Source organism: Blautia sp. HCP3S3_B11 (assembly GCF_052064435.1).
GTDB lineage: Bacteria > Bacillota > Clostridia > Lachnospirales > Lachnospiraceae > Blautia_A.
Map to the genome: position 1 here is coordinate 34340 of NZ_JBQHVP010000017.1, position 23502 is coordinate 57841.

A 23502-nucleotide genomic window follows, 5' to 3' on the forward strand; every position below is an offset into this window, starting at 1 on the left:
TATGTATGATAAGGCTTTTTTCATTCAAATATACATTCCAGTCAATACGATTGCCGTTACCGTCCCGGTCAATGTCGCCAGAAGCGCTCCCGGCAGCGTATATCTTGTCTTTTCAATCTTCACAGCTGCGAAATACACACTCATACAGTAAAACAGACTCTCCGTCGAACTCAAGATCACCGCTCCCATAAACCCAGCTCTCGAATCTGTCCCATACTGTTTAAAAATATCCAGCAACAACCCAAGCGCTGCACTGGAAGAAAACATCCTCACAATAGTCAGTGGCAAAATTTCTGAAGGAATTCCAAAACCTGGCGTTAACTTTCCCAACACATTTCCCACAAAGTCCAAAAATCCCGAACCTCTGAGAATCCCAACTCCTGTCAGCAAACCTATCAGTGCCGGACAGATGCCTGCTACCGTTTTTAACCCGTCTTTCGCTCCATCCAGAAAATCATTATAAACATCCCTTTTCGCAAATAAGCCCCACAGAATAATATAGAGCATAAAAACCGGAATCATCATATCCGACAGAAAAGAAAGAAGCTTCATCTCCCCCTCCCTCTGCGGTTCATAATCCGGCAGAAAATCACCGCTGTCGCAGTACTTACCGCAGTAGCCACAATTCCCGGTCCCACCACCGCCGCCGGGTTTATGCTTCCATACTGTGCACGATACGCGATCATATTTACGGGAATCAGCTGCAATGACGAAATATTTATGATAAGAAATGTACACATCTCTTTGCTGGCTACACGCGAACGATTCATTATGGAAGCATTTCGGGAAACATTCGGAGAAGCAGGCTTAGAGGCAGTCTGGGAGACATTCGGAGAAACATTCTTAGAAGCACTCTTTGGATACTTCTCATGCCGTACTGAAATCCTCTCCTCTTCCAGATCAGCAAGACACTCCATTGCCTTCAGTCCCGCAGGCGTAGCTGCCCAGCCAAGTCCAAGGATATTTGATAAGAAATTCAGCGAAATATATTTACAGGCATCCGATTCCAGAGGCAGCCTCGGAAACAAAAACCTTATTACCGGACGCATTTTCCCGGAAAGCTTCTCCACCATCCCGGATTCCTGTGCAATCTTCATCAGTCCCGACCACATCGCTACGATTCCGGCCATAGAAATACATAAAGTCACCGCATCCTTTCCCGAAGACACAGCCGCCTCTGTCACCGCCTTAAAGTTTCCGGTCAGAGCTCCATATATGATTCCTATCAGGATCATTCCACTCCATAAATAAGTCATTCCATCCCTCAGCTACTGCAATATCTCTAAAAGATATTCCCCAATTCCATTTATCAGAACTTCCATTGTATCTGAATTGAACCCGGAAGTACCTTTAACAATGTAATCATCTTATCAACTGTAAATCGTTTTTCATCAAATCCGATATCATCCCAGAGACTTATATTGGACACTACTTTTTCCATCTGTTCAGGTGTCGCATGATTCTCCGCAAGAGTTTTCATCTCCTTTACCTTTAACTGACGCGCCTGATCAAGCTGTTCTACTCTTTGATTAATATAATTCGTAAGGGTTTCTCCCGCGCCGATCAGGGAATCTACAAGCACAGAGATATCCTCCTCAATCTCTTCAATTTCCCGATAGATCTGCTTCACCTGCGGATTTTCATTAAGCTTCGTGTATCCCACCGGAGTCTGCGCATCACGCAGCTTGCGCACCATTTCTCCATATACATAATTCTCCACTTCTTCTGTATAAATTTTGCCACATCCCGGACAAGCCTTATTATTTAACCGTTTCGTACATCTTAAGTACTGTTTACCGGACTGTATTTTTATACTCATAAGAGCATAACCACAATGGCCACATTTTACCTTCCCGGCAAGCCAGGTATTCACAGCCTTTCTGTTTGCCTGAATCGTCTTATTTCCAAAGAGTTTGATCCTGCAATTCAGCCATTGTTCCGATGATACCAGTCCCTCATGCGGAGCAACCACAAGCATATGCCCTTTTAGATTCTGCAGCTTATCTGCCGCTGCGTCCCTTCCTTGATACAGATAACATCCATGAATCCCGTCAAACTGCTCCTGTCTGCTCACAATATTTGTACCCTGGCTCTTAAAAAAGCGATATACATCCATATCCGCGCGAACATAGACAGGATTTCTCAGAAGCTGCGCGAGCATTGGGCGTATAAGCTCTTTCCCATAAAACTGCACCCCTTTTTCCGCATAATATCTGGTAATATCCCCATAAGAAGTATAAGGTTTCTCATACATCTCAAAGATTTCCCGCACGATTGCCGCCTCCTGTGGCTCCTCCACCAACTTCTTCGTATGGATTCCCTCCATCATAACCTCCTCAAGGCGATACCCATAAGGAGGCTTTCCACCCATGCGAAACCCCTTCTGAATTCTGGAATAATAAGCATCGCTGACACGCTTCTGTATCGTCTCACGCTCAAGCTGTGCAAACACAATACAGATATTAAGCATTGCACGCCCCATCGGTGTGGAAGTGTCAAACCTCTCTGTTGAGGAGACAAACTCCACCTGATACTGCTGAAACAGCTCCATCATATTTGAAAAATCAAGAATAGAACGGCTGATCCTGTCCAGTTTATAAACGATCACCTTCTCCACTTCCCCACGTCGGATATCCGTCAAAAGCTGCTGCAACTGAGGCCTGACTGTATTCTTCCCGCTATATCCCTTATCCTTGTATTCTTTAAAAGCGCCGCCCTTTAATTCATACTTACAGAATTCAATCTGACTCTCAATAGAAATACTGTCCGCTCTGTCCACTGACTGCCTTGCATAGATTGCGTTAATTCTCTTCATAGAAATCCTCCTATACATTATCATAACCGTTATATTGTCGACATAATTACGATAACAAATATTTAAAAGTGTGTAAATCGACATTTTTCGATATTTATGTATGGATTTTTATGGGATTTCCATTTATAATTCAAACATAACTATATAAAATAAGAATCAGCCCTATATCCCTGCGAGTTAGAATCCTTATCTTTGGATTATTCGCTAACGTAACTTTACATCGAATAACTGCTCCGCAATTTCAGTAAAAAAAGGAGGTTTTTTATGAGAAGAAAATGTACTGACTCTTTGATTCACTGGAAAAAATCCCCAACACGAAAGCCTTTAATTCTGCAGGGGCTCCGCCAGACAGGCAAAACCTGGCTGCTTATGGACTTTGCATCCAAACAATACGACAACATTCTCTACATCAATCTCGAAACAGACCAGCCTGCTGCCAACTACCTCTCAACTCCCCATGACCCACAGGAGGCGCTTCTCTTTCTGGAAACCTACGCAGACAAACCCCTGCGACCTTCCTCCTCCCTGCTGATCCTCGACAACATCCAATGCACCCTTAAGATTTCCACACTCCTCTCTGCGATCGCTGCAGACTTTCCACAATATCACATCGCTGCTGTTACCAGAATTGTGGGAAACTCTGGCCTCTACTCACACCACGACTTCGACATCCTCACACTTTATCCTCTGGATTTCGAAGAATTTCTCTGGGCAAATGCCGAGTTTGCTCTCGCCCGTGAGATCCGCTCCCATTTCACCAGTTTTACACCTATGGGAAAAGACCTTCACCAAAAAGCCCTCTCGCAATTTCGTCTCTACCAGATCATCGGCGGAATGCCTGCTGCTATTATGGAATACAAAAAAGAAAAGAAGCTTCTGATGGTACCCGATACCCAGCAAAAGCTTCTCGATCTGTTTCTCAATGATATTAGTACGCTCGCTCCCAAAGGAACTGCACGATACTGCCGCAACAGCTGGCTGTCCATCCCATCGCAACTCGGAAGAACCAGCCGCAAATTTCAATATACACGCATCGCCAAAGGCGCCACCGCCAAAACCTACCAGGAACCATTGCAGTGGCTCATCCAGAACGGACTTGTGCTGCCATGCCATGATAATCAGGATGGCAAAAATGCTGCCAGACAACAAATTAATCTGCATCTGTATCCTATAGACACAGGACTCTGCACACGCATGCTCAAAATCCCTGCTTATCAGCTCCTCACCGGCGAAGAAAGCATCGCAAACACTGCCTGCACAGAAACCTTCCTCGCACAGCAGTTTATCCAGAACGGTTACACACTCTCCTACTGGTCCAGCGGCAACCAGGCAGAAGTTCCATTTTTACTGTCCAAAAATAATCACTTTATAGCTGCAGACTACCGCATTACCCCGCATCAGAAATGCAGGAATCTTATGCGGTTATACAATAGCAGACACCAGACAGACTCTTCATGTCCTCTGGAGCAGCTTAAACAAATGTATCTTCTCTCCACAGAAGACTTCAAAAGCAAAGAACACTACCAGATTGTACCGGTGTATGCGGCTTTTTGTATCTAACTTCCGCACCAGGCAGCTATTCATGCGCTGCCTGGGTAATCTGTGTACAAACTACACTGTATCCTATAATCACAAACAAAGACTACGCTGCAGTAAACAAGAACCAGGTTAAGACTACCACAGACTTCACCTACGTTCAGCAGGATACTTACTATGCATACTGCCACGCTTGGAAACGCGGTGCTGACGGCAAGAAGGTATTTAGTGACTGGTCCAACGCATATCCATTTGTTGTATCTGCAATCACACCTTCACAGCCAGTGATCACAAGCGTAAAAGCAAAAGGCAATACTGTAACCGTAACTTATACAAAAGCAGCAAACGCTGACGGCTATGACGTAGTTCTCGGCTCCGCAGCTAAGAAAGTAAACGGCGAATACCGTCCGGTAGAATACGGCAAGCTGGTTAAGAAGAACATTAAAGGCAATGTTGTAACTGCAACATTCAAGAATGTGAAGAAAGGAACCTACTATGCAGGTCTCCACGCATTCAACAGAACTTCTGAAGACGGCAAGAAAGTATTCAGCCAGTGGTCAAACGTTAAGAAAGTAACTGTAAAATAATCCGTTTGGGTAAAAATACAGATTCCTAAAAAGAGGGAACCCCGGTCGATATGGCCGGGGTTCTTCTCTGTCATGGATAATAATGATATCCGTCACCCGGAAAGAACTCTGTTCCCACCTGTCACTTTTTTCCGGTATCTGTCGAAAAATTTCTCTGGTAAATGAACCACTGCTCTGCTAAAATATAATTACAAAACAGATGGCAGGAGGTGACATCCATAGTACGACAAACGAATCTGGCGCAGACCATAGATCTTGCTGCGGACCGTGCAAGGTATGATGAATGCGCCAAAAAACTATTAACTTATAAGGCAGTTGCTGCCTGGATTCTCAAATCCTGTACAAAAGAATTTTCACAATACAGTATCCGTTTTATCTGCGAGAACTGTCTGAAAAGTGACATCGAGATCTCCAGCCGGGCCGTGCATCAGGACCAGACTGACCACACCGGTCCCCTGGATGGAAACGAACGGATCGACAGCCTTAATTCCGAGGCAAATGCCATCAAAGACCAGACGGTATATTATGATATCCGTTTCAGGGCATACATACCATCCATTGGAGAGCCGGTACAGCTGATCATCAATCTGGAGATCCAGTTAAATGACACACCTGGATATCCGCTGGTTACCAGAGGATTTTATTATTGTGCGAGGATGATTTCTGAGCAGTATGGAACGGTCTTTACCAATGAACACTATGAGAAACTTCAGAAAGTATACAGCATCTGGATCTGTCCAGATCCGGCAAAAAAAAGAAGAAACGGAATTTTCAGATATCATACGGTACAGGATGCGGTATTAGGAAAACCTTATGAAAGCCCGGACAGTTATGACCTTATGGAAGTGGTTATTGTAAACCTAGGGGATGCGGACAGGGAAAGTGACCTGGAGATTCTGGATCTGCTGAACACACTCTTCTCTTTTTCCCTTTCCTCGGAGACAAAGAAAAAACGTCTGCAGGAAGATTTTGACATCGCCATGACAGAAGAATTCGAAAGTGAGGTGCAGGATATGTGTAATCTGGGAAAAGCACTGGTCGATCAGGGAATTGAGCAGGGCATCGAGCAGGGTATTAAACAAGGTATTGAACAGGGTATTGAACAGGGCGTAGAAAAGAAAAATCTGTCCCTTGCAAAGATGATGCTCAGAGACAAAGAGCCTGTTGATAAAATTGAAAGATACACCGGATATGCCACAGAAAAGCTAAAAGAGATTGCAGAATCTATCGGAATAACACTTAGTGCTTAAAACTGTTTTCGAATAGAAATGCCTTTATACTTTTCTTTTAATGAAATATGCATAACAAGTGTAGAATTTACCCAAAGCGAAGGAAGCTTTCAACTGTATTTACTGATACGGTTGAGAGCTTTTTTCGTAAAAATGGCAGAGGAAAACCGAAAGAATTATCCGATAAATTATCTGGTTTATTTGTAATAACTGTATATTTATAATATTAACGCCAATAATTATCCATTTATAAATCACAAAATCCATCTATTCTCCAAGTCTAAACACTATTTTCTATACGAAAATTCCTCCCAAAATAACCTGTACACCACCCAAAGGGGAACTATAATCATGACAAAGATTAAAAACACAAAGAAGGGCATGGCAAAAAAGACATTAAGTATGTCACTTGTTGTTGCAATGCTTGCTACTTCTAATGTACCGGTTTGGGCTGCTGATGCGTTCAGTGACGGTACAAGTGCAGAAGCTGTAGAATCAGATAGTTTTACAGATGCTACTGCACAGTCTAATGAAAATACTCCTGCTGTACAGCCTGATGATACAGCAGACGTAGCCACTGGAACCAATGAATATACCGATCCAACATGGACAGTTTCTGAAAGTGGAGATGTTGCATGGGGAAATAGTGTAGACGTAACAATCTCCGGAACTGTAAATAAAAATAATTTTAAGCCTGATGGATCTTTTGATTCAACCGACTTTATAGATTCTTTAACATATCAGTGGTATGCCGATAAGGATGCAATTGCTGGAGCAACAGGCATTATAAACGCTGATGGTAGTAGCCATGTTTTTACTGAAACACTTTCATTAGATTTAAAGAAAGAATATGTAGGAAAGAAAATAACACTTGAGTTAACTAGTGCTAATGCTGGAAAAAATTATTCTTGCGAGTGCAATACTGGTGTTCAGGTAAAAAAACAGACCGCTGAAATTAATGTAGATCAGGTTAAACTGTTTTTAAATAGTGAAGAAATTACCACTAATCCTATTACCTTAAAAGAAAGTGACATCAAAAATTTATCCGTTCAGGTTGTAGATAAAACAAACAAATATAGCGAATCCGACTATTGCGATAAATATTATGATAATATTGATCCTAAAAACAACGATGGAGTATATGATCTGAAAAAAGATACAGATTACACTATCGCTTATACAGAAAAGAATGCTAATGAGAAGATCGCACATATCAGGTTCAAAAATCATTTTAACTACAAAGATGTGGATGGTAAAAAAACATACGATTTTAACGTAACAAAAGCCGAAGGTCAGGTTGATCAGGTTATTGCTAAAATTGTTAAGGCTGATGGCTCAGACTGGAACAATCAATGGGGAGTTACCATCAAATCATCTCTTGATACTAAGATTACCACCCCAACCAGTTACACATGGCAGGTATGTGATGCTGAGTCTGGAAAAGATGAGTGGAAAGATATTCAGGGAGAGCCTGATGGATCTTTAAAAGTCACTCAGAAATTTGCAAAATATGGAACAAACAACAGCAATTTCTTTAAAAAAGCAACCACTATTAAACTCCGCCAGAAAATTACATACTATGATGGTACTGACCAGAAAGATGGTTACACAAATGAAATCACTGTACAGCCTAAAGAAGTATCTTCTGACGATATTACTTTAAAGAATGCTAGTGGCAATGTAATAGCTTCTAATCACAAATTTACATCCAAAGCTGAACTTGATGGTGTAAAAGTATATGTTGGATCTGATAACCTTACTAAAGGTACCGCTTATACTGTAGACGGATACGTTGCAAATAAAACCGGAGACTATACAGTATCCTTTAATCTTGCCTCTCCTTATAAGGGAGCAAAGATTATGAACATTAATACTTCTGCTTTCAGCATTGCTAATGCTACAGTAACATTAGAAAAGCAGAGTTATGAGTATAATACTCAGGGTATTAAGCCAGTTATTAAATCTGTGACACTGGAACTCCCAACTGGTCCGGTAAACCTCACAGAAGGCAAAGATTATACAACAAGTGCACCTGTTAAACACGATGTAACTGCAAAACCAGAAGAATCTAACGTATTAGATGTTTCCAATGGTGTAGATTTAACTGTTACTGGCAAAGATAAATACACAGGTTCTGCAAGCACTAAATTCATTATCACCCCTGCATCTTTAGACAATCTGACAATCGTACAGAAAACTACTACAAGGCCAGTAGGGAAAAAAATCGTAGCAGAAGCTGCTGACGAATGTGACCCAGGCGAAGTTCCATTTACTGACTACTTTGATGTATACGATCAGGCAGGAAAGAAAGTTGACCCAACAACATCAACAAATGGAATCAACTTTGAAATCAAAGATGATGATACCAACAATATTGCCGGTCTTAAAACAACGGTAACCATCTCTGGTAAAGCTAAATCTGCAACAGACTATAATGCAGGAGAGAACTTCTACGGAAGCAAAACATTAGAGTTTGAAACAGTAACAGATTCTGATATTTTTGCTGACAAGACAGAGACCGCAGATGCCGGAATTTCTTCTGGAGATGCTTTCCTTTCAGAAATCGCAAAAGCTATCAACGGACCAGTCTTTGTTGTTAATGGAAACAGCACAAATCAGGTAAAACTTGATGATAATACAAAGGCTGTTGTATACAGTGGTAAAAAGGTAACTTTCAGTGGATTAAATCGCCTGAAACATGTAAAAGGTGTTGACAAAAGCGGAAATAATATCTACGAGGATCTTATTGCCGGTGTTGACTATGATGTAACTTATTCCCAGAATACAAATGCTGCTTTACATGGTGCAAACCCAGCTCCAACTGTTACAATTACAATGCGTGACAGCAGCAAATATACTGGAAGCAGAACATTTAAATTTGATATTTTACAGCAGAATTTATCAGAAGTTACTGATGTAACTGCTCCTATCGTATTTAATCCTCTTGCAACAAAAGCAAATGCAAAAGAGGTTTATGCACCACAGCTTAAGTTGTCCTACAATGGAATGACTCTGGAAGAGGGCAAGGATTACACTGATGTAAAAGTTAAGTGGAACGCAGGAGCAGATGAAAAAGATACATCTACGGGACACTTTGAAATTACTGCATGGGCTCATTATGCAGAAAATGCTAATGATTACACCACATATGAAGATGGCAATTATACCGGTTATACTTATGTAAATAAATATATCGTTGCTAAGAAACTGACTGCAACAGATATTAAATTTGCCGATATCGCAAATCAGGAATGGACAGGAAAAGCAATCCGCCCAACTTTGACTATCACTGACTTAGACGGAAAATATACACTGGTAGAGGGTACTGATTATACTACTGAATGGAGCAACAATGTAGCTGCCGGAACTGCAACTGTTAAAGTTATTGGTAAAGGAAACCGTTATACAGGAACATTAGTTAAGACATTCAACATCACAAGTACTTCCCTTGAAAAAGGAAAGATTGTAAAAGAATTTAGACCTGGTACAGATGCATCTGTTTATAAAGATGCTGATGGTGTCCTTTTAAATGAGATTTACAAAGATGGTGCTGCCATCACTCCAAGTTATGTTGTTGTTGATGCAAATAACAATAAACTTCAGGAAGGCAGAGATTACACTGTAACTTACAAAGATAATGTAAATGTTGGTACTGCTACTATGGTAGTAGAAGGAAAAGGATCTTACAGCGGAACTCTTACCACAACCTTTAAGATTGTAGGTGATTCCCTGAAAGGAAAATTCAATGTAACTTCCATTGCAGACCAGACTTATACCGGTGAAGAAATTAAACCTGCTGTTAAATTTACCGCAGAACCATCCAAACTGGTTGAAGGCAAAGATTATGAAATCGTTTATGTAAACAACGTAAACTGCTATACAAGAACAGGCAAAGAAGACCTTTCTGCTTCCAATTATCCGGGAGCTTATGTTGAGGCACATGGTATCGGAAACTATGCCGGAAAGATTAGAGTTGCTTTTGATATCGTAAAAGCAGATCTCACAAGCTCTGATGTAACAGTCAGCGATGCTGAGTATGCCGGTGGAAAAGTAGCTGTTCCAACACTGACAGTTAAAAATCCGGTAAGTGGAAAAGCATTAACAGAAGGAACTGATTATACTGTAAAATATAAGGGTGGCGTAAATGTAGGCGATAAAGGCGAAGCGATCATTACCCTTAAGAATACAGACAACTATACAATTAATGGAAAAGATGTAAACACACTTTCTGTACATTATAATGTAGTTGCAAAGGATCTTTCCAAAGTAGCTGTATCCACTATTGCAGACCAGACCTATACAGGAAGCCAGATCACACCTGCTGTCACAGTAATGAATGGCGATGTTATCCTGACACCAGATGTAGATTATACTTTATCTTATGGCGAGAACAAAGAAGTTGGTGTTGGTACTGTAACCATCACAGCAAAAGGAAAGAACTATAAGGGAACTAAAGATGCTACATTCAATATCGTAGAAGCTAAACCGGAAGTCGGCAAAGCAATGATTTCCAATGTAGTTGTCAAAGGCAACACAGCAACACCTGTACTTTCCAGCGAAGTAGACGGCGCAGTTGGATACGACTACGTAATCGCTACTGAGGAAGACTACAAGAACGGCCGTGTAGACATCAGCAAGAACATCCTGAAGACAAACACAGACTTCCATTACGTACAGAAAGGCACCTACTATGCATACTGCCACGCTTGGAAACGTGATGAGAATGGTAAGAAAGTATTTGGTGCATGGTCAAATATCTATAAATTTGAGGTAACAGCCACAACACCATCTACTCCAACTATAACAAGCGTAAAGACAAGTGGAAACACAGTAACTGTAACTTATACAGCATCCAAAAATGCAACAGGATATGATGTTGTTCTTGGAAATTCTGTTAAGAGTGTAAACGGCGAAAAACGTCCGGTAGACTACGGAACACTTGTTAAGAAAAATATCAAAGGCAACACAGTAACTGTAACATTTAAGAATGTGAAGAAAGGAACCTACTATGCTGGACTTCATTCCTTCAACAAAACATCTGAAGATGGCAAGAAAGTATTCAGTAAATGGTCCAACACAAAGAAAGTAACTGTAAAATAATCCATTTGGGTATTCATACAGATTCCTAAAAGAGGAGCCCCGGCCAATTAAGACCGGGGCTCTTCTTATATGCAGTGGCCCAGCAAAGCAGGACCACATTACCATTACAAATTTAAGAATAAAAATAAAGAACATTTATTTTTGAATGGAAACGGAATACCTCATATTTGGCAACGATATAAAGTAAACGGTAGAATACGAGTACCTTGACAAATAGCAGACCGCTTTTGCGGTCTGTTTATTTTCCGCTGGCTTTTTGCGGCTTTCTAATGTTTTCAGGCAACATATCTGACCATGGCAGAAGTTCTGCAAGAAAATCTGTGTTTTTGTCATCTACATGTTTAGGAATCTCCGTAAGCAGATATTCGAAATAATCGAAAGATTTCAGGTTATTCGCCTTTGCAGTTTCTGCGATACTGTAGATGATCGCTGAACTATTGGCTCCATTGACCGTATCGATCATCTCCCAGTTTTTCTTCCCTATACAGAATCCACGGATCGCACGTTCGCTGGCATTGTTGTCTATTGGAACATCCCCATCTTCCAGAAAGACTTTCAGGTAGCTTTCCTGGTTCAGTGCATATGTAAATGCTTCCCGTATTTTACCGTTCTTTGGAATCTTAGGTTCATTCTGTTTCAGGTACGCAAAGAAAGCATCCACCAGTGGTTTTACCACAAGCTGACGCTGCATGAGCCTGTCTTCCGTAGAAAAATCAGACAGTTTTCCCTCTTCCCGGTAAATGGCCTGTATCTGTTTCATGATCAGATGCAGGATCGATTCCTTTCGGTGTGCTTTTGGTATCACTTCCAGTGCATCGTTAAACCTGCGCCTGCAGTGAACCCAGCAGCCTGCGATCTTCAGATCTTCACGCTTCTTTTCCAATGTATGATATACCTGGTACCCATCCGTAACACAGATCCCGGTGTAATCCCTCAGGAATTCCCGGGGATGGGATGCATTACGCGTTTTCTGGTATTCATAAAGGATGATCTGACGATCCCGGTACATAAAGCCGGACCGGTACACCCACATGTAACTCTGGCTGCCAGCAGGACGCCCGTCCTTATTTACAAGTACAGGAGTCTCATCTGCCTGTATCACATGATAATCATACAGAAGTTTATGCAGATAATCATACATGGTTCTCAGATATTCTTCCCCAAGACGGATCATCCAGTTCGCCATGTTCTGTCTGGTAATGGCAAGCCCGTACCTTTCGAATTCTTTTTCAAGACGGTAGAGAGGTACCGCATTTACATACTTACCATTTATGACTGCCGCAGCAAGGGACGGGGATACAAGGCTTCCATGAAGCAGATTTCTGGGATGGGGTGCCTTTATCATGTGTTCATCCAGTTTACTGGAATAAACGCCGATATGATGTTCCTCTATCACGACACTGGCCGGAATGAACTGATAACATCGGGAAATGGCATCCGGAAGCTGTTTCCATCCGTTTTCACCAAACTCAGCCGTCAGTTCTTCCTCTTTCAGATAGTGATCAATACGTTTTACTGTCAGCCCTGCTATATCAGCCGCTTTTTTCCCTGGCTGTTTTTTCTTTTTGGGTGCTTTCAGTTCCAGGTCATCAGGTTCCGGTGCATCCAGGTCGCAGACTGCCTCTGCTTCATTAAAAAATACGATAGTCCCGTCTACTTCCATGAAACGTATCTGTTCAGGATCCGCCATTTTTTCGCTGGATCTGCCAAAACGGTTCTTCTGGAAAAGGACCATCTGTTCCATCATCAGCTGCATCCTGTCATTTAAGGCCTGCGTTTGCCTGGACAATTCTTCCATCTGTCCCTGCATCCCAAGAAAAAGCTCTATCAGCAGATCCTTATCAAACTTATTCAGTTGTTCTTTTGTGTACTTGATCGTCATAACCGGAACTCCTGTCTTTATACTGATTCCGATTATAACAGAATTTTTGTATTTCCGCCAATCCTTCAGATATGGGCTTTCGTCATAATGACGGTGGATAACACATCTGGAAAGCCGTTGTTTTACAGCTTTTCAGATGTATTATCCACAACAGTTTTTCTATTCACACGATAACAAATGGAATGGGAAAAGACTGTTTGTGGATAACCTTTTTCATCCGGTTGATACACATCATTTTTACAGTTTTGGTACTTTTTTATTTTCGGCATTTTGCACAGGCTACATAATGCGGGGGGGGGCTCTTTCAGCTCAGAGATCGGATGGCGTGCAACGATCTCCAGTCCCTGCATCAGCATACGGTACTGGTCGTCTGTGATCGCCATTGCCTCATCTGCCGAACGGGGCCACCGGAATGCACCATTATCGAGTCTCTTGTACATAAGGAGAAAACCATCGCCTTCCCAGAGCAGTGCTTTGATCCGGTCACATCTTCTTCCACAGAAAAGAAACAGTGTATTTTTGTCGTAAGGATCAAGCTTAAACTGAAAGCGTACGATCGTTGCCAGTCCATCGATCCCACGACGGAGATCCGTAAATCCCATCGCCAGATACACCTTTTTAAATCCGGAAGCATCTGCATCATTCAGCATGGGTAAAAGCCTTTATGAGATGGCAGAGCATTTCCGGTGAAGTACCGGAAAATATCTCAGCTGACAGTCCCCTGGTATTTTTAATACGGATCATTGGCAGAGTTCCTGCTGAAATGCATGTACCGGATTCTTTTGGAGTATCTGTTTTCTTTGGATCTGGTGCAGGTGCGGGCAGTTCCACAAAAGCAGTGGTTTCTGTGTCCTGCATCTGATCCAGGCATATCTGCCTGACACGCCGGAGACGGTAATAATAGTTGGCTTTTGTAAGATTATTTTGGGTACACCAGGTTTCAACATCCATCCCTTTGGGACGGTTCTGACAATTCCGGATCTGTTCTGCCCATTGTCTAATCCTGACCTGCTGAGCTACAAGGCTGGTTTGCGTAGCCATAATATTTCCTCCTCTGAATCATAGTCAGTTAAAAAAGTTAAGTACTAAACTTTTTTGACTATGTTATTTTGTTGAGTATGATTATGGCATAACTTGAAGTGAATAAAAAGGTACTCAGGTTCTACCGTTTACATATAAACAATAAATATGTTAAAATAAAAAAATCCAGATGCACATTGGGGTCTGACACCAATGTGGTCAACTTAAGCCCAGAATGCTGAAAATTCAACGATTCTGGGCTTATATTCTGGATTTTTTATATAAATATCTTGACATATCCTCCTAAATATGTGGTTTATAGATTAAGCAATATTACGTTACCAGCGAAATATTTATCTATTCCAATACGTAGGAGGTATGCCATATGAATCGAACTAATATTTGTAAAAATATCGTCCAATCCATTAAAGATTATATCACAGATCAAGATAAACTGGAACCCCATCGGGTGGAAAAACATTTTGTACGGCGAAGAAAACTTTCACTTTTGCAAGTTATTATTTATCTGTTCTTCTCTTCAAAAGCTTCCATGTTCCAGAATCTTTCACAGATCAGAGAAGAACTGGGCACGCTTTCTTTTCCGGATGTTTCAAAACAGGCACTTTCCAAAGCCAGACAGTTCATTAATCCTTCACTGTTCAAGGAACTTTATTATCTTTCTGTTGATCTGTTTTACAGCCAGATCCCTTCAAGAAAGCTGTGGCAGGGTTATCATCTTTTTGCAGTAGATGGTTCCAGGATCGAACTTCCGAATTCAAAATCGACGTTTGATTTTTTTGGCGAAATGTCCAGCTATCCTGATCCAAACCGACGTTATACCATGGGACTGGCTTCAATAATCTATGATGTTCTGGATGATTATATCCTTCATGCATCTATCCATAAATTTCTTTCTTCTGAACGAGCAGCTGCATTAGAACATCTTGAAGTTCTTGAAGATATGGGACTATATAACAACAGTATTATTATTTTTGACAGAGGTTATTATTCAGAAGATATGTTCCGCTACTGTGTAGAGCATGGGCATCTCTGTGTTATGAGACTGAAAGAGGGAATCAATTTATCTAAAAAATGCAATGGTGATATGATTTCCATTCTTCAGGGAACTTCAAAAGAAGGTACTTCCGATGTACCCATACGTGTCCTTGAGATTCCGCTTGATGATGGTACAAAAGAATATCTTGCAACAAACCTGTTTGATCCTGCTGTTACAAAAGATATGTTCCGGGAACTTTACTTCTACAGATGGCCTGTAGAACTTAAGTACAAAGAACTAAAAAGCCGCTTTGCCATGGAAGAGTTTTCCGGTGCTACTGCAGTGTCTATACAGCAGGAATTTTATATAAATATGCTTTTATCGAATCTGGCCTCTCTTATAAAAAATGAAGCAGATGAAGAAATACAGATTTCTGCCAAAAGCACAAATAAGTTCCGTTATCAGGCCAATCGTGCATTTATCATTGGACGGATCAAAAGTATTGTTCCCAAAATACTCTGCGGACTGTTTGAGCTTTCAATTATTGAACAGTTATATACAGATGCTGTACGCTGCAGATCACAGCTCCTGCCCGGCAGGTCGTTTCCAAGGAAGAAATTGAAATCCAAGGGACGTTCACATTTCCGAAATAAAAAAGCTTCTTTTTAAAATAGAGCCAGCATTCATCAATAGGCTTATTTAAGTGCGGCAATTTTTATGAATCTTCTGGTTTCCAACAAAACAGCAACTGTTTTCTGTCATAAACCGATTAATTTTGTAGTTTGCATTAGAGGATATTCGCTAATATGCCCCTAAGTTGACGCTAGGTTGACCACATTGGGGTCTGACACTCTGAAGGCTGCGAGCTTTGTCAGGATCATGCACTTGATTTCAACGAGGCAAATAAGTAGTATGATGGATACCGGTTCAATAAGATTGGCCATGTCTACAGTCCAAATTCTATTATAGAAGCCGTTATAAACCAGAAATGCAGGATAGACACCGGAACTTTTCAAAATGACATGACGTCACTGCAGGGAAGGGATGATGTCCTAACTTTACTGGTACATTTGGGATATCTGGCGTATGATGATTCCGGAGAAGTTTATATTCCAAACGAAGAAGTGCGTCAGGAATTTATCAGAGCTGTTTCCTAAAAAGAAAAACTCCAGCCGAAATGGCTGGAGCCTTCTTTTTTAGGAATCTGTATTTAATTATCCAAATGGATTATTTTCTAATAAATTCGTTTGGCACGATGTGCAGATAATTTCTCCAGATGGTAAATGTTGTATATTTTAACGACTGCATTAGACAGGGAAGTTTCATGTAAAGGGTAATATTGTTTATACAGTTTTTCGGGCTTTACCATATCTATCATCTCTGATGACCAGAGCCGGTATCTCCATTGCAGGGTAACATAACAATCTGACATCCATTCAAGAATGAATTCATCATAAGTATTACTTATTTCTGCCTTTGCGTTTATGGTAATTCCCATATTTCCCAGGATTTGTTTTGGTGTCTTGCACAGATACAATGGATTTCCCATATCCATATATTTGCGGTAGTCACTTTTCATATATCTGCGGATCGTATCAAAGCAGTCCGGACAGTTTCGCGCGATCAGTTTAAATAAATATCTGCCGGATAGTTTCATACTGTCCAGATATGATGGATCATATGCTGTATCATTCATAATAGCCTCCCTCCTGATGATAGACCAGTTTTTTCTCTATAGCAGTACGCACTGTGATTCCCGGAACATGAAATCCCTCCAGCAAAAATCTGATATCCATGTCAGTATAAAGATTTCGACAAATCTGTCAGATAATTCTCAATTCCTTTTGCAAGATATATTGGGGTCTGACACTCCGAAGGATAAATAAAAAGAATGAAGCCTTCCTAAAAGATCCATAAAAGAAATATAAAATTAGGGATATGTAATAAAAGAGGCACCAGTTTACAACTTTATAAATGATAGACCTATTGATGGATCAACTGATTTAAAGATTCTGCTGACTTCTTAGTTTGTCATTAACCAGCTTCTCTCCTTTGTCACTGGATTGCCCGAGTCTTCTTGGGCAGTTATAATGATTTTATTCTTCTTAAATTTGAAATATTTGTTGAAGCGAAAACCCTCGAATATATTGACAAAATGACACATTTCGACAAATTCTCTTACGTGATAAGCCCGAAGGATCTGACAATCTAATTTCCAGATCTTTTTATGTGCATATAAGAAGGACCCCAGCCTTAATTGACTGGGGCTCTTCTCATGTTTGAAAAAACTGTATAGTTTATGATCTTTTCCAATGAGCATACAAGGTTTGCTTTTTAGTGATCTTAGTAGAAGAAATCACTTTCTTTCCTTTGGTCTTTGCAGTATACCATCCGACGAAAACATAGCCCTTTCTGCGAGGTATCGGGAGCTTTCCGATTTTGGATTTCACAGTTATATTTTTTGATTTTATACTTACAGACCCACCATTGGCGTTAAATGTAACTTTTACTTTTTTCTGGATATCTGTGGGCTTTGTAACCTGAATCGTTTTGGTAAGAGTCGTTTCCGGATGTCCTTCAAAGTACATACGGATATCTGTTTTTCCTTCTCCGACTGCTGTAATGATTCCATCCTTTACCCTACATACAGATGGATCAGAAGATTCTATGACCGCACCGGAACCTTTAAGTGGAAGATCATCCCAGAAAATATTTACTTCCCCTGTCTGGCCTTTCTGCAGTGATGTTTTTGAAACCTGCAGGGATGCTTTATAATATTTTGGGGTGTAGTTTACCAGTACATTTCTGCTGTTGGTTTTGTCTGTATAAGAGGTGCTGTCTGCTGTTGAACTCAGCTGTTCACCAAAGCACTGTACCCAATAGTAGATTCCCTGGTAACATACACATCCAATTCCGATACTTCTGAATCTTGCTGACAAAATATTGTTTCTGTGTCCCTCTGAATTCATCCACAGGTTCATAACCTGCCCGGCAGCATCAGGCCCCATTGCGATATTCTCTCCCATCATCAGACTATTAGCGGAAAAACAATCCTGACCGCTCGGTCTGGTGTGAGACCAGTGGAGTACATTTTCAAATCCTCTCTGCATCGCAGTATCAAGAAGGCTGCTGTCCATTGTTAGTGGTGAGAGACCCTGCTTTGCTCTTTCCTTATTTACAAGATCAAGGACCTGAAAGGCTTTTGCATACATTTCTTTTGCCTCTACGTTTACATTGATTCCGTTTATATAGCTGCCATCCTCCAGCCGGGAGAAAGACGGATTCAGAAAAGTTACTTTTGTTCCATTATCAAATGCGTCCTGTCCTAAGTTTGTAACGGTAGAAGGAACAGTGATGCTTTTTAATGATGTGCAGGAATCAAAAGCAGAATATTCTATTGTTTTCAGCCCTTCCGGAAGTGTCACAGAAGTAAGTGCTTTGCAGTAAAAACAGCACATCGATGGAATTTCTGTAATTCCATTCCCAAAAATGATCGTAGTAAGATAGTTACTGTAACTAAATGCACACATTCCAATTTCCTTAACCGTATCCGGAATTACAACTTTTGTAAGATGTGTAGATGAGAAAGCATTTCCTCCAATCGCAGTCACTCCATCCGGGATCACATATTCACCCGTACGTTTGGGTGGATAGAGTAAAAGTGTTTTTCCCTGATCTATATATAGGGCTCCGTCTATGGACTTAAAAACACCATTATCCGGAATGTCTATTTCCTCCAGTTCCCATAAAGAAACCAGGCCAAAGGAACTTATCTCTTTCAGACTTGCAGGTAATACAAGCTTTTTTATGCCACATCCATAAAGAGCATCATCTTCAATGATTTCCAAAGAATTACCGATAGTAATGTCTGCCAGGGCGTGATCGTTTGCAAATGCCTTTTCACCGATTCGCTTCACAGAATTTCCAATCACAACTTTTCGAAGATTATTACAGTTAAAAAATGCAATGTCACCTATTGATGTAACTCCGTCTTTGATATCTGCTTCCACGATCTCATCTGCATAATCTTCCCATGGACACAGATGTGAATTTACCGGTTCACCTGTTTCCCAGTCTACTATTTTGTAAAAATCATCCATTGTGCCGTTTCCCTCTACAGTTAATACTCCATTCTGCAGAGTCCATGTAACGTTCTTTCCACAGGTTCCACTTCGCACAGCCTCTGCAGATGGCGCATCTTCTGATTGTGCATCCGGGATTCCGGATGAAAATGCATCTTCTTCCGATTCGAAATCCTGCTCAGGTGATTCGATTTCATCTGACAGGGATTCCGGATCCGCATCCATTTGAGATTCGGTGTTCTGATAAGATTCTGTACTTTCTGGAATTTCTGTTTTATCCTGCATCTCTGTATTTGCAGTTCCATCAGAAAAATCTTCTGCATAGATTGCAATTGGCTCTGTTGATAAAACAGTGCAAAGCAGGATTACTGTCAGTCTGCTGGCCCACATGTTTTTTCTTCTCATAACTTTTTCACTCCTCGTTTTTACAATATAATTTACAAGTTGTAATCATTATACTCAATTATTTCATATCATACAATGAAGATCTGGTTAAAAAAGTGCAGTAGCAAACTAATATTAGTCACGGGAGAGGCAGCTTTCTCATTTTTTTATTTCCCAAAAAGAAAGACTCCAGCCAAAATGGCTGGAGCCTTCTTTTTTAGGAATCTGTATTTAATTACCCAAATGGATTATTTTACATTTACTTTTTTAACGTTTGACCACTGGCTGAATACTTTCTTGCCATCTTCAGAAGTTTTGTTGAATGCGTGGAGACCTGCATAGTAGGTTCCTTTCTTCACATTCTTGAATGTTGCTGTTACAACATTACCTTTGATGTTCTTCTTAACAAGTTTTCCGTATTCTACCAGACGTGTTTCTCCGTTAACTTTCTTTGTAGATGTTCCGAGAACTACATCATATCCGTCAGCATTGGATGCTTTTGTATATGTTACAGTTACAGTAGAACCACTTACTTTAACGCTTGTGATTACTGGCTGGGATGGTGTGATTGCGCTTACAGAGAATGGATAAGCATTGGACCATTCACCGAATACTTTCTTACCGTTCTCATCACGTGTCCAAGCATGGCAGTATGCATAGTACTGTCCCTGATCTACATATTCAAATATAGTGTTAGTTTTAACCTGGTTTTTGTTTACGGAAGTATAATATTTATTTGTGATGCAGTCACGGTCTGTAGAGATTACATAGTCATAACCGGAAGCATTTGCAGCATCTCCGCCAAGAACAACAGTAGCCTTGTTACCTGTTACACGAACATTAGTGATAACCGGTGCACCAATGGATGCCTCATTCTCACGAATGACTTTTACTGTCTGTGATCCTGTATAATATTTGGAGTCTTTGCTCGCTGTTACTGTTAAGCTATCATCTGCATATTTTACAGTATATTCAGATGCAGGAACTACTTTTCCAGAGTTATATTCGGAGTGTCAGACCCCAATATATGTATTTCCCAAAAAGAAAGACTCCAGCCAAAATGGCTGGAGCCTTCTTTTTTAGGAATCTGTATTTAATTACCCAAATGGATTATTTTACAGTTACTTTTTTAACGTTTGACCACTGGCTGAATACTTTCTTTCCGTCTTCAGAAGTTCTGTTGAATGCGTGGAGACCTGCATAGTAGGTTCCTTTCTTCACATTCTTGAATGTTGCTGTTACAACATTGCCTTTGATGTTCTTTTTAACAAGTTTTCCGTATTCTACCGGACGTGTTTCTCCGTTAACTTTCTTTGTGGAAGTTCCGAGAACTACATCATATCCATCAGCATTGGATGCTTTTGTATATGTTACAGTTACAGTAGAACCGCTTACTTTTACGCTTGTGATAACTGGCTGGGATGGTGTGATCGCACTTACAACGAATGGATATGCGTTTGACCAGTCGCTGAATACTTTCTTACCATTAGCGTCACGTTTCCAAGCGTGGCAGTATGCGTAATATGTTCCCTGTCCTACATATTCAAATGTAGACTCAGTCTTAACCTGGTTTTTGTTTACTACATCATAATCTTTGTTTGTGATGCAGTCACGGTCTGTAGAGATTACATAGTCGTAACCTGCAGCGCCATCAGACTCACCAGAAAGAATTACAGTTGCCTTGTTTCCAGTAACCTTTACATTAGTAATCATAGGAGCTTCTGGCTTTTCAGCGTCTGTAGTTCCGTTTGTTCTAACTGTCTTAGCTCCGGTATAATTCTTACTTGTTTTTGCAGCAGTAATAGTTGTTGTTCCATCACCATTTGCAGTTGTTGTATATTCTGTTGTATCAACATCAACTTTTCCGCATTTAACAGAAATCTTACCATCGGTAACCGTTACATCTGCATTTGCAAGATCAAACTTATCGATTCCCCACTGATAACCGTAATCGTACACTTCCTCGTTGTTGTAGGTTGAACCACAATAGCCGTTTTTAAATTTAATACCTACCCAATTAGTCTTTCCAGTAGTTACATTTGAGAGATCAGATCCTTCAATGTATAAATCATAATCTTTTCCCTCAACAAGAGTTACTCCTTTTACAATGACTGTAACAACAGGTTTTAATTCTAAGCCGCCAGCATAAGTCGCATTTTTTACAGTAATACAACTTCTTGATACGAACTGTGGCCTAATATCAAATGTCTTGATTGCAATTACATTTTTGATTTTATTTCCTGCTGCATCAGTATAAATACCATTTACTACAGATTCCTTATCGTCAGTAGTTAAATTTCCACCATAGGTACCTTTGGCAACAGCAAGAATTGCTCCAACCTGTTTATAATAAGTAACTGTCTCTGGTTCATCGTCATCTTTACGTGTTTCAGTGAATTTAGTTTTCTTACCATATACATTATCTACATAAACTAAATCATAATCTGTTCCTTCTACAAGTTTCTTAGAACCATTTGTAATAGAGGCAATTGCTTTAGCATATGTATGGGCTGAACCATCATAATAAAAATTTGAGTTTGTTTCGATTCCGTTGGAATCGTAAGTCTTAATTGCATCTTTTGCGCTGATATTAGAACCAACAATATCAAATGTTAAAGTCTTAGTTCCAGTAAAGTTTCCGTTCTTTGGTGTAAGAGTTACTGTACCTTCACCAATATTAAGATTCTCGCCATAAGTCAGTTTGAAATTTTTTTCAACATCAATAACATTATCACCTAACTTAAGATTGATGCCATCAGCTGGAATTTCAATGGAATATCCTCTGTACTGTTCAGATGCAATAACACCTACAAGTTTAGAAGCATCAGCTGGTTTGATTTCATAAGTAAGTTTAGCTTCTGTGTTTGGATCAAACTTAGTCACACCTGAACTATTTCTTTTTCCTTTTACTGTGATAGTGGCAGTACCAGCATTTATATTGTTTGTATATGTATATACAAAATCATCTTTTCCATAAACATGTCCGTCAACAACAATGTCAAAGTCTGGAGTGATTGCACTTCCTGTGTAAGTAAAATCATTTTCTTTAAGTTTAATGTTTTCTGGCTTAAGAGCTCTCTGAGCAATCGGAACTTCTTTTGTAAACTGCTTAGCGTTATCTTTGATAAAGTTTTTGTTGGTAATAGTAATATTAGCTACAACTGTGCCACCAGCAACTTTATTAGTATCATCTTTATAACTGTATTTAACTACATAATCAGTTCCATTTACTAATGTAAATTCTTTGCCGTTTGCATTTTTTGCTTTAACAACAAGTCCCAGATTATCTTTGTAGTCAGAAGCATTCTGTGTATCTTTTACTTCTACGGATTTATTAGCAGTAATAGTAGCATCTGCTACGGCTGCTGGATTGATTTCAAAATTGAATACAGCTTCACTACCTTCAAAGCTTCCTTTTCCTTTTACAATAAGCTTTGCAGTACCAACATTTGTATTATTTGCATACTCAATTGTATATTCGCTCTTATCGATTGCTTTTCCATTGAGTGTTAAAGAACCTAACTGCTTTTCTGTTTTTGTAATAGCAGCTCCAGTATATTCTTCATTTGTATAATCCGCCTTTCTGCGAAAGGCACCAATGCGTCATGAAACTAGTGCATTGACCTTTTGCTATCTAATCTATTTTCCTTCTGATATTATCTTTTTATAAGACTGACACACTACAGAACACGTGGAGGTGAGTGGCGGGGCTGTATAGCGGCGACCTCGCATTTGTATATGTTGTCGGTCATCCGTTAAGGCATCAATGATTGGCGCATAACGTAGCCCGTAAACTTATCTCTTCCAAAGTCGACTCGATTTTGCCGGATGACCAGTCACTGTCAGTTTTAAACTTACAATCATCAGGAG

General features: G+C 40.2%; 15 protein-coding genes. 6 read left to right on the forward strand and 9 right to left on the reverse strand.

The features are described from left to right. Positions 1-24 precede the first annotated feature (24 nt). The 3 genes from ACTNC0_RS13740 to ACTNC0_RS13750 are packed head-to-tail and all read right to left on the reverse strand — an operon-like array spanning position 25 to position 2815. Complete coding sequence (locus ACTNC0_RS13740; RefSeq protein ID WP_441087811.1) at positions 25-552, reverse strand: spore maturation protein; 528 nt, start codon at positions 550-552, stop codon at positions 25-27. Then, entirely contained in the window at positions 549-1256 is a 708-nt protein-coding gene (locus tag ACTNC0_RS13745) for a nucleoside recognition protein (RefSeq protein WP_441087812.1), read from the reverse strand. The genes ACTNC0_RS13740 and ACTNC0_RS13745 overlap by 4 nt, the downstream gene beginning before the upstream one ends. A gap of 53 nt (positions 1257-1309) precedes the next feature. Next, the gene (locus tag ACTNC0_RS13750; RefSeq protein ID WP_441087813.1) at positions 1310-2815 is read right to left on the reverse strand and encodes a recombinase family protein; all 1506 of its coding nucleotides are present in this window, start codon (positions 2813-2815) and stop codon (positions 1310-1312) included. 264 nt (positions 2816-3079) lie between these two features. On the opposite strand from ACTNC0_RS13750, the gene ACTNC0_RS13755 reads away from it, so the two are divergent. From ACTNC0_RS13755 to ACTNC0_RS13770, 4 genes are all read left to right on the forward strand, one after another. Continuing rightward, positions 3080-4375 carry an ATP-binding protein gene (locus tag ACTNC0_RS13755; RefSeq protein ID WP_441087814.1) on the forward strand — a complete coding sequence of 432 codons (1296 nt, stop codon included), beginning with the start codon at positions 3080-3082 and terminating at the stop codon, positions 4373-4375. Continuing rightward, a complete protein-coding gene (locus tag ACTNC0_RS13760; RefSeq protein ID WP_441087815.1) occupies positions 4366-4938 on the forward strand; it encodes a hypothetical protein in 573 nt (190 codons plus the stop codon). The genes ACTNC0_RS13755 and ACTNC0_RS13760 overlap by 10 nt, the downstream gene beginning before the upstream one ends. A 209-nt stretch (positions 4939-5147) precedes the next feature. Then, complete coding sequence (locus ACTNC0_RS13765; RefSeq protein WP_441087816.1) at positions 5148-6188, forward strand: PD-(D/E)XK nuclease family transposase; 1041 nt, start codon at positions 5148-5150, stop codon at positions 6186-6188. Between the two features lie 330 nt (positions 6189-6518). Further along, positions 6519-11267 (forward strand): hypothetical protein, encoded by a 4749-nt coding sequence (locus ACTNC0_RS13770; RefSeq protein ID WP_441087817.1) that lies wholly within the window; start codon positions 6519-6521, stop codon positions 11265-11267. Between the two features lie 238 nt (positions 11268-11505). On the opposite strand, the gene tnpC is transcribed toward ACTNC0_RS13770, so the two are convergent. From tnpC to ACTNC0_RS13785, 3 genes are all read right to left on the reverse strand, one after another. Then, positions 11506-13149 carry an IS66 family transposase gene (gene tnpC, locus ACTNC0_RS13775; RefSeq protein WP_441087818.1) on the reverse strand — a complete coding sequence of 548 codons (1644 nt, stop codon included), beginning with the start codon at positions 13147-13149 and terminating at the stop codon, positions 11506-11508. Between the two features lie 122 nt (positions 13150-13271). Continuing rightward, positions 13272-13799 (reverse strand): IS66 family insertion sequence element accessory protein TnpB, encoded by a 528-nt coding sequence (gene tnpB, locus ACTNC0_RS13780; RefSeq protein ID WP_441087819.1) that lies wholly within the window; start codon positions 13797-13799, stop codon positions 13272-13274. Next, positions 13789-14190, reverse strand: a complete 402-nt coding sequence (locus ACTNC0_RS13785; RefSeq protein ID WP_009243735.1) for a hypothetical protein — start codon at positions 14188-14190, stop codon at positions 13789-13791. Before ACTNC0_RS13785 ends, tnpB begins: the two co-directional genes overlap by 11 nt. A gap of 364 nt (positions 14191-14554) precedes the next feature. On the opposite strand from ACTNC0_RS13785, the gene ACTNC0_RS13790 reads away from it, so the two are divergent. Beyond that, complete coding sequence (locus ACTNC0_RS13790) at positions 14555-15835, forward strand: IS4 family transposase (RefSeq protein WP_441087820.1); 1281 nt, start codon at positions 14555-14557, stop codon at positions 15833-15835. 565 nt (positions 15836-16400) lie between these two features. Here ACTNC0_RS13790 and ACTNC0_RS13795 read toward each other — a convergent pair. Together ACTNC0_RS13795 and ACTNC0_RS13800 are read right to left on the reverse strand one after the other, a co-directional pair. Then, positions 16401-16862, reverse strand: coding sequence for a hypothetical protein (locus tag ACTNC0_RS13795; protein WP_441087821.1), 462 nt, complete (start codon positions 16860-16862; stop codon positions 16401-16403). A 601-nt stretch (positions 16863-17463) separates the two neighbouring features. Continuing rightward, the gene (locus ACTNC0_RS13800) at positions 17464-19653 is read right to left on the reverse strand and encodes a leucine-rich repeat protein (protein WP_441087822.1); all 2190 of its coding nucleotides are present in this window, start codon (positions 19651-19653) and stop codon (positions 17464-17466) included. A 372-nt stretch (positions 19654-20025) separates the two neighbouring features. Here ACTNC0_RS13800 and ACTNC0_RS13805 point away from each other — a divergent pair, with 372 nt between their 5' ends. Continuing rightward, entirely contained in the window at positions 20026-20223 is a 198-nt protein-coding gene (locus ACTNC0_RS13805; RefSeq protein WP_441087824.1) for a hypothetical protein, read from the forward strand. Between the two features lie 519 nt (positions 20224-20742). On the opposite strand, the gene ACTNC0_RS13810 is transcribed toward ACTNC0_RS13805, so the two are convergent. Further along, entirely contained in the window at positions 20743-22515 is a 1773-nt protein-coding gene (locus tag ACTNC0_RS13810; RefSeq protein WP_441087825.1) for a hypothetical protein, read from the reverse strand. Positions 22516-23502 lie beyond the last annotated feature (987 nt).